This window comes from Porphyromonas sp. KLE 1280 (genome assembly GCF_000700805.1).
Classification (GTDB): domain Bacteria; phylum Bacteroidota; class Bacteroidia; order Bacteroidales; family Porphyromonadaceae; genus Porphyromonas; species Porphyromonas pasteri.
Genome location: NZ_KL362966.1, coordinates 189,500 through 198,575, shown reverse-complemented (window position 1 = coordinate 198,575; position 9,076 = coordinate 189,500). Strand labels below are relative to the sequence as shown.

The following is a 9,076-nucleotide window of genomic DNA, read 5'->3' as shown; positions in this document are numbered from 1 at the left end:
TGTACGTAAGAGATGAGTTAGGTGATTTTTCTGAATGTGCGTACTCGCTTCTGCTGTCATATCGATCTTCTCACCCATCGCGAGGCGGTGACTGGCTATCCAGCTGGTCACCGCCTCGCTTCGTTTTGTGCCCGTACTAGGCACCATGAAAACATTTATCTTTGCGTAGATATGCCTTGAGAGCCAAGGAATACCATCACAACTTAATCCTTATTCATATGAGTCAAACTACTCAATCTCATGAGGCAACTTCTCTTCCCTCTTCTGCTTATTTTACCCTCCTGGGAGACTCCAGCGAAGTCACCTCTGTATCTGACTTTATCGAGAAGGTTGTTATGCTCAATAAAGAAGCCGGAACCGAAGTCTTCTACCGAGGTCATGCTGATGAGAACTGGGAGCTCAAGCCCTCGATTTTTAGGAAGCCTAATGGTGTAGAGATAGAGCATCAATTATTTCGGGATATGGTGGCACATACACCACAGAGCTTCTCTGGATGTAAGTCTGCCTTGGATTATCTAGTACAGATGCAGCACTATGAGCTCCCGACACGACTTTTAGACGTATCAACTAATCCACTTGTCGCCTTATACTTTGCTTGTCAGTCTGCTGAAGATGTTGTTGCTGGTATGAAAGCGGGTGCCATGGCGGGGGGGCAGGTTTTTGAGGGGCTCAGATCAAGAGGGCTTTTTAGATGGTTGGAAGGGAGTGACCAAGATAGTCTTATGAAAAGTACCTATATGGTAGGTGCACTAGCTGGTGCTTCTGATGCTCCCTCCATTGATGTCAAAGAGGTCGCCGATACTCTGTTGGCATTTGAGATTTTTAAAGATGCGCGAGCCTTGGAACTAGCCCAGTGTATTGTAAGTTCCGTCGTTGTATCTTCTGCGAAGGAGGGTGCAAAGGCTAGGCCTAAGGATGGAGCTGTTTACTTGTTTTCTATTCCCGAGGATAGGGTAAAACACTATGATAGTGACACGGTTTCGGTATTGGCTAATCTTGCTAAGTGCAGCGATCGAGAGATCGATATTTATACTGAGCAAACCAAGGGTGTCGTAAAGGATAAGGCGCTAAAAAAGTTTAATAAACGGGCTAGCACTCAGATTTTACTTCGCCAAATTAAAGAAGAGAAACCTTACTTTGATCCGCTAATTAGACCTAATGACTTAAGTAGCATATTTCTAGTTAAGGCAAAGTATGGCAATCCGAGGATAATTAACCAGGCAGGGGCATTCTTTATCTTTGGCCTAGGGTTTAGCCCCTCATCTAGAGGGAGTGGTGAGCGTTTGACCAAGAGGGGAGATCATGAGATCCCTTCAGATTGGATTAGGCATAAATTCATTATCCCCAAGGATAAGAAACAGGGTATCCTTGATGAGTTGGCTCGTATAGGAATTACAGAATCATATCTCTTCCCTGAAATGGATAAGTATGCGAAGGAGCTAAAGAAGAAGTACAAGCTTTAGGAGTAAGTAGCTTCCTACTTTATAGATCACGAGGCGGTGACCAGCGGATAGCTGGTCACCGCCTCGCTTCGTTATATACCACTCTCTTGCTTTACTGTGGTTCGCTACTTGTAGCAAGAACTCCAAAATTTAGATAGGTTTTGGAGTTTTTCTACCTTTGCGCAATGGTCTCATAAGGGGAAGAGTCAGTATGAAGAGGCTTACCTCAAGGTGGAGACGGATGACCTGGATCTGGGGTACTTTGTACAATATCATCTCAGGGTACTACGTCTCTCCATCGAAAGCTTCAAGAGCTATGCTGAGCAGAAGCTCAAGGAGCAGGAGTGCCTTACGCCGATCCTTCGCATCGGGGGACTCAATGAGCGTCAGATGCAGATCCTTAGGCTCTACCAAGAGAGTGAGTCTCTGGTACTCACAGGGCGTGAGGTCGAGCAGCGCTTTGGAGTCTCACAGCCAACAGCTAAGTCTGACTTGAAGGGCCTTGTTCGACAAGGCTTCTTAGATGAGATCGCTTATAATAAGGTGAAGCGAGGGTATCTTAGGAGTTCGCACTTCGATGAGCTCCTCGACGAAGCTTCGGTACGGTGGCCAGCGGCTCGCTGAGCTAAGTCTTCGTACCTTTACGCTGTAAATACATTATAGATATGACCAAAGACCAATCCTTGCGCCGTGAAGGCGAGCACCTCTTGAGCGAAATCAAGAGCCTCGGTGAGGAACTCCTCGCCGAGAGCAATGAGCCCGCCCTCCTCCCCGCTATATATACGCGCCGCTCCATCCGTAAGTTCGTCGACACCCCGCTGACGGGTGACGAAGTGCAGGTCCTCCTCGAGGCAGGGCTGCGTGCGCCTTCGTCCAAGAATAAGCACACGACGCAGTTCGTCCTCGTCGAAGATCGTGAGACGCTTGACCGCCTCAGCCGTATGCGCGAGAGCGGGGCGCTCTTCCTCCAGCAGGTACCCTTAGGTATCGTCGTGCTGGGCTCGCCGATGGAGTGTGAGCGCTGGATCGCTGATGCTTCGCTGGCAGCGGGCTATATCCAGCTGCAGGCAGAGGCGCTTGGCCTCGGTTCGTGCTGGGCAGACGCCTACGGATGCTATACGGGCGCTGGGCAGGAGTCTGCCGAATACGTGCGCAATGTCCTTGATATCCCCTACCAGCTTGAGGTGCTCTGTATCCTCGCCATCGGGCATAAGGCGGGCGAAGCTGCGCCCCGCCCCACGGAGACGCTGAAGTGGGAGAAGATCCATATCGGCCGCTATCAGATGGCCGAAGAGCCGACCGAAGAAGCCTAATGACGGCAGAGCGTATTGTCCTCCTGGGGGCAGGGCGCCTGGCGACGCACCTATCGCGTGCGCTGAAGGCCTATGCCCCTGAGCGCAGGATCGTACAGATCTATAGCCCTGGAGGGCATTCGGCTCGACGGCTTGCCGAGAGCCTCGGGGGCGATGTGCAGGTGGCGAGTAGTGTGGACGAACTCGATCGCACGGCAGACTGCTACCTCTTCGCCGTCCCCGACACGGCTATCGCCGAGGTCGCTGAGAGCCTCTCCGCACATGGCATTGGTCGTGATGCCCTATGGGTGCATGTCTCGGGAGCTACGCCGCTGGAGGCACTCTCACACTGTCATCGGGACGCTGCGGTACTCTATCCTCTGCAGACCTTCTCCGAAGGGCGCGAGCTGGACTTCCGCAAGGTGCCCCTTTACCTCGAGGGGACGACCCCCGAAGCGAAGACGGCTGTGGAGGCGCTTGGCTGTGAGCTGAGCGACGTCCTCGCCTGGGCTACGAGCGAGCAGCGGCAGGTGCTACATATCGCCGCTGTCGTCGCGTGCAACTTCTCCAACTACCTCATCGGCAGGGCCGAGAGCCTACTTACATCGCAGGGGCTCCCGCCAAAAGCCATCCTTCCTCTGCTGGATGAGATGAACGAGAAGCTGCATCATCTGCCTGCCGTAGAGGCGCAGACGGGACCTGCACAGCGCGGTGATAAGGAGACGATTCGCCGACATCAAGCGTTTCTTATAAGGAGTGGTGAGGCAGAACTCGCCGCCCTCTATGATGAGCTGAGCACTGCCATTCAGCGTATCTATGGAACGATATAGTTGGTAATCAAATAAAATTTTTAATTTTGTCCCGCTAAAAACGGGAGGACACCCTTAGGGGGACTCTCCCTGCACATAGAAATATTGTCATGGGCGTCGTGAGACGGCCATCAGGTCTCTTAGGAATCATACCTTCTGGGTTACGGGAAGATTGCGTTTGGTGTTCGTAGTGTGGTAAGGTGTGATCACCGAGGGCCTACTTTAGGCGTGTGACTTTGAAAGCTTCGGCTCTCAGGTCACACGCTTTCTGTTTTAGTGGGTTCGGCCCTTTTGCTGATGCGCCTCGCAGCACCTTCTATTATAGGGGGAAGGGAGGAAGCTCCGCAGGGTGGTTTGCGAACCAGTACTGGTCACTGATCGAACCAGTACTGGTCGATGATAGTAACCAGTACTGGTCGCGCGCGTGACCAGTACTGCTCACTCTCACGACCAGTACTACTTCATTTTGCCATCCTCGAGAGCCCGCTCTGGATCGGAGGGTAGGAGGGGGGACTTCTCTCGGCTGACGCGCAAGGTGTGGAGCCTCGGTGGCTATGCACGCATTCGGGGCGTTTTCACTATCTTTGACCATGGTGTAGCCCGCCTACGAAGCGGATCTACTCCCCTTCGTACGTTATATTATAGACAAGTAGAAACAATGGCAGAACAGGAAACTCCTCAGTTCAACATCGAGCTCCCCGAAGAAGTCGGTCAGGGTCAGTACGCTAACCTCGCAGTAGTCCTGCACTCGCAGAGCGAATTCATCCTGGACTTCGTCCGTCTGCTCCCTGGTCAGCAGTCGGCTCGCGTCCACAGCCGTCAGATCCTCACTCCCGACAACGCTAAGCGTCTGGTCCGCCTTCTGGAGCAGCACCTGGCTGGCTTCGAGCAGGAGTACGGCAAGATCGAGCTGCCCGAAGACGGCGCCGTCGAGGTGAATGCAAACTAAATCTGTGGCCTCAGCTTGAGACTCGCTGCGAGTCCCAAGCTAAGAACACTCCTTGCTATCCTGACCCCACTGCCTCGTATGGGCGGCGGTCGGGATAGCTTTTTGATAAGAAGATCGTGATGGATAAGCCACTATTTGTGCTGGACTCCTCCCTACCATATCTGGAGGGGCTGGTGGAGCAAGTCGCTGACGTGCGCCGCCTGCCCAACCGTGACTTCACGCCCGAGACGATCCGTGGCGCCCGTGCCCTGCTCATTCGCAGTGTGGTGCACGCCGGCCGCGAGCTCCTCGAGGGAAGCGGTGTCGAGATCGTCGCCACAGCTACCGCGGGCTTTGATCATATCGATGCTGACTACTGCGCTGCTGCGGGTATCCGCTGGGAGAGTGCGCCTGGGTGCAATGCCGGAGGCGTCGTGCAGTATGTCCTCTCATCGCTCGTGCGCTGGTCGCTGGAGCGAGGCGTCTCGCTGGAGGGGAAGACTATCGGTATCGTCGGGGTAGGGAATGTCGGGGGGCGCCTGGCCAAGCGTGTCGGCGCTCTTGGCCTTCGTCCGCTGCTCTGTGACCCACCTCGTGCTGAGCGTGAGGGCGCAGAGGGCTTCGTCTCGCTCGAGACGATTCAGCGCGAGAGCGATATCATCACACTTCACGTACCGCTGACGCGCTCGGGGCAGTACGCTACCGAGGGGATGGTCGATGAGGCCTTCCTCCAGGGCTGTGCGCGTCGTCCGCTCCTCATCAATGCCTGTCGTGGCCCTGTCTCCCCGAGTGCCGCCCTGCTGAAGGGGCTGGAGCTTCGCCAGATCTCCGACCTCATCATCGACTGCTGGGAGGGTGAGCCCGTCATCAATAAGACCCTCCTTGAGCGCAGCTTCATCGCCACACCACATATCGCTGGCTGGACGGCCGACGGCAAGTGGCGTGGCTCGCAGATGGCGCTCGAAGCCGTATGTCGTGCCCTCGACCTGCCTCTCCCCGAAGGGCTGTGGGACGAAGGCGTCCTCTACACGCCCGATGCTCCACGCATCGACCTCAGCGCCTTCCCCGAGGAAGAGCGCATCCTGCGTGCCCAGCTCCATACTTGTGACCTCAAGGCCACGACCCAGACGCTGAAGTCCGCTCCCGAGGACTTCGAGCAGGTACGTCGTGCCTACCGCTTCCCCCGCGAAGCCTCTGCCTACACCGTCGTAGGTGCTTACCCCGAGGAGAAGCCCCTCTTAGAGCAGCTCGGCTTCACCCATATCGAGTAGTCCGCCATAGATCACACACCCTACATCTCCCTGTAGCTATGTCTCTTCTCCGCTCTCTACGCCTTCCCCTCTTGATGCTCCTTGCCCTCCTTCCCGAGGCGCTGTGGGGACAGTATCGCACGGCACGCACTCCGCGCTCTGAGCAGATGCCTCTCTCGCCCGTCGTGGGCACGCTGGGCTCTGGGCAGATGATGCGCTCAGCGACAAACGCACTACGTGTGGCAGCACCCACCGCTGAGGAGCTCCGCTCGGCTACGGCTGGGGACAAGGGATTCCGCACCTATACCTTCGCTGTCGAGCGCCCCGTGGCTGAGGCTACTGAGGCGCTGGGACGTATGTACCAAGACGGAGCGGGGAACTATGTGTGGCGCGCTGAGGTCCAAGCGCCTCAGGCGAAGAACATCGGCCTGCGCCTCTCGCGCTACGCCCTGCCCCGTGGTGGTGCGCTCTTCGTGACGGCTAAGGGGCGTCCTGCTAAGGGGGCGTTCACTGAGCAGAACAACGAGACGGATAGCCTCCTACAGATCGCTCCCATCGATGCCGAGACGCTGGTGCTCGAATACGAATACCCCGAGGGGACGCGCGCTGACCAGCTGAAGCTCCCCTTCCGACTCGATGCGCTCTTCTACGGCTTCCGTGACTTCCGCAGTGCCGTCCGTGCGGAGAATTTCGCCCAGCCTGGGGAGCCTTTCTATGACCATCCCCGTGCTTCGCTCGCGTCGCTGAGCTGTGCGCCCAACGCTATCGCCTATCCCGAAGCGTGGAAGCAGAGCCGTAGCACGCTCCTTCTTATCGTCGGTGGGACCAGCGCCAGCACGGGCTCGCTCATCAACAACACCCGCTCCGACGGCACGCCTTACGTCTTGACCTCGGCACACTGCCTCAATAACCTCTTTAAGCTCCTCGGCGATCTCGGCGCTGTGAACCGCAATGCCTCGACGACGGTCTTCTTCTTTGGCTTCCAAAGCCCCTTGCGTGAGGGCAACGTGCGCCCCACGGAGGAGCAGAGCCTGAGTGGAGCCAACCTCGTCGGCTACAATGAGAATACCGATATGTGCCTGCTGCGTATCAAGGGGCTTCCCCGCAGAGCTAACGGAACACTCGGCCCGATCCCAGCGGCCTATCAGCCCTACTTCGCTGGGTGGAATATCAATGAGTCGCCCCAAGGACCCTTCGTCGGTATCCACCATCCTGGGGGCTCGACGAAGCGCTACAACCTCACCCGTGACACCGAGCTGCGTACCAATGACTACGACCTCTCCTATGAGGATAAGCACGGCTCCGTGCGCTTCATCTCGTGGAGTGACGTGCACTGGGAGGTGAATGCTTGGGCTGTCGGTGCGACAGCTGCGGGCTCTTCGGGATCGGCACTCTTCGACAAGGACGGGCTCATCGTCGGCGCCTTGACGGGGGGAGCCTCCACTTGTGAAAGCCCCTATGACGACCGCTACTGGGCGCTCAAGCGCTCGTGGGTGTCCAATACCCCTGGGGCGGGCACGATCCGTTCGCTCCGTCCGTGGCTCGACCCCACGAACTCGGGAAGTAAGACCTGCGATGGCTATGACCCCATTGCGCCGAAGGTCGTGCAACGCCTGAGCGCTATCTACCCCGATCCCGTAGCGGCCTCGGCAGAAGTCGTCAAGCCCAACGTGACGCACACGCCCCGTACGGGTGTTGACGCCATCGGCAATGAGCTGCGCCTTCCCCAGATATCGGGGGCTACGATCCTCGGGGCGTACGTCGTCTTCAAGAGCAATGATCAGCTCACCTCCGCAGACCTTCCACAGCTTCGTGTAGCACTCCAGCCCTTCACCGATGACTATGCCCTCGGCGGTAAGGTCGTGGACTTCGCCTCCTCGACCCTCGGCACGTATGCACGCTATGATGCCTTCGGGGCAGCGCAGCGTGGCTCACGTACGCTCCGCTCCGATAGTATCGAGCTCTTCTTCCCTGCGCCCGATGGCTTGAAGCTCAGCCTCAGCGAAGGGCGCTACCTCCTCTCCTGCACGACGAATGACAGCCGTGAGCTGCGCCTGCCGCTCCTGGGCTATGACGGGCCTGCTTACCGCCTACGTGGGTGGGCTGCGTGGACGCATCACTGGACTGATGGGTGGCGTCGCAGCACCGAGCTCCCAGGTGGGGCGTACTGGATCGACCTCCTCATCGAGACGACTACGCTGGTCAATCCCGAGGTGAAGAGCGACCTACCCCAAGGCCTCACGGGTTACTACCACGGTGGGGCTCTGCATCTAGAGGGCGAAGAGCTACGCCGCACGCCCTGCGAAGTGCGTATCTATGACCTCACCGGTCAGCTCCATATGCATCAGAAGCTCACGCAGACGGGTGGGCGTGCCACGGTGTCTGTCACGGGGCTTGTCCCTGGGCTTTATATCGCTGCCGTGCGCCCCACGTCAGGGCGTATCTCCGATGCCCACTCGATCTACTTCTCTCATAAGTGATCACCATCATTATCACATCCTTCCCATATCTCTACCACAATGATTACCCCCTATAAGGACAGTGCTGACCCGAAGGTGGACCAGGTCCGCCGGATGTTCAACCGCATTGCTCCGCAGTACGACCGCCTCAACTTCATTATCTCGCTCGGGCTGGACCGCTCTTGGCGCCGCAAGGCACTGAGCTTCCTCGCACCCTATGCTCCGAAGCACGTGCTGGATGTCGCTACGGGTACGGGTGATGTCGCTATCTCACTCGTGCAGACGATGCCCTCCGTCAAGAAGGTCACGGGCATCGATATCTCGGAGGAGATGATGCGCATCGGTGCGGAGAAGGTCCATCAGCTGGGCCTGAGCGACCGCATTGTGTTTGACCGCCAGGACTGCACCGCCACGAGCTTCGAGGAGAATACCTTCGACGCGGCGACGATCTCCTTCGGTATCCGCAACTTCCCAGACATCCCTGCGGCGGCACGTGAGCTACATCGCATCATCCGCCCCTCGGGTGTGCTGGTTATCGCCGAGCTCTCCGAGCCGACGAATCCCCTCCTTCGTGTGGGCTACAAGCTCTATGCAGGGCAGATCATCCCGCTCATCGGGCGCTTCTTCTCGGACGATAAGGATGCCTACACGTACCTGCCGAAGTCCATCGCTGCGATGCCCCAGCGTGAGAAGATGGTCGCTATCCTGCAGGAAGCAGGCTTCAGCGAGGCCTTCTACCATAGTATCTTCCCAGGTACCTGCACGATCTACGTGGCTATCAAGGGGGAGCCTCTCCCCGAGATCCCCGAGGAGCCGACGGAGGAAGAGCCCTCTGTGCCTGAGACTGAGGGCTAAGCAGAGCTACCTATATATATACAGCGCGCCCCTGCTACCTA

General features: G+C 57.4%; 8 protein-coding genes. All 8 read left to right on the top strand.

The annotated features are described in order from the left end of the window. Positions 1–218 precede the first annotated feature (218 nt). The 8 genes from HMPREF1121_RS08155 to ubiE all read left to right on the top strand — a co-directional run bounded on the left by HMPREF1121_RS08155 (position 219) and on the right by ubiE (position 9,035). Complete coding sequence (locus tag HMPREF1121_RS08155) at positions 219–1,463, top strand: FRG domain-containing protein (RefSeq protein ID WP_044115755.1); 1,245 nt, start codon at positions 219–221, stop codon at positions 1,461–1,463. A 210-nt stretch (positions 1,464–1,673) separates the two neighbouring features. After that, a complete protein-coding gene (locus tag HMPREF1121_RS08150; protein ID WP_044115754.1) occupies positions 1,674–2,066 on the top strand; it encodes a Fic family protein in 393 nt (130 codons plus the stop codon). A gap of 41 nt (positions 2,067–2,107) precedes the next feature. Beyond that, complete coding sequence (locus HMPREF1121_RS08145) at positions 2,108–2,755, top strand: nitroreductase family protein (protein WP_084152037.1); 648 nt, start codon at positions 2,108–2,110, stop codon at positions 2,753–2,755. Then, complete coding sequence (locus HMPREF1121_RS08140; RefSeq protein ID WP_044115753.1) at positions 2,755–3,564, top strand: Rossmann-like and DUF2520 domain-containing protein; 810 nt, start codon at positions 2,755–2,757, stop codon at positions 3,562–3,564. The genes HMPREF1121_RS08145 and HMPREF1121_RS08140 overlap by 1 nt, the downstream gene beginning before the upstream one ends. Positions 3,565–4,201: 637 nt before the next feature. Then, positions 4,202–4,492, top strand: coding sequence for a DUF3467 domain-containing protein (locus tag HMPREF1121_RS08135; RefSeq protein ID WP_044115752.1), 291 nt, complete (start codon positions 4,202–4,204; stop codon positions 4,490–4,492). Between the two features lie 119 nt (positions 4,493–4,611). Continuing rightward, a complete protein-coding gene (locus HMPREF1121_RS08130; protein WP_044115751.1) occupies positions 4,612–5,742 on the top strand; it encodes a 4-phosphoerythronate dehydrogenase in 1,131 nt (376 codons plus the stop codon). 38 nt (positions 5,743–5,780) lie between these two features. After that, the gene (locus HMPREF1121_RS08125) at positions 5,781–8,201 is read left to right on the top strand and encodes a trypsin-like serine peptidase (protein ID WP_044115750.1); all 2,421 of its coding nucleotides are present in this window, start codon (positions 5,781–5,783) and stop codon (positions 8,199–8,201) included. A 39-nt stretch (positions 8,202–8,240) separates the two neighbouring features. Next, on the top strand, positions 8,241–9,035 hold the full coding sequence (ubiE, locus tag HMPREF1121_RS08120) for a bifunctional demethylmenaquinone methyltransferase/2-methoxy-6-polyprenyl-1,4-benzoquinol methylase UbiE (protein WP_044115749.1): 795 nt from the start codon (positions 8,241–8,243) through the stop codon (positions 9,033–9,035). Positions 9,036–9,076 lie beyond the last annotated feature (41 nt).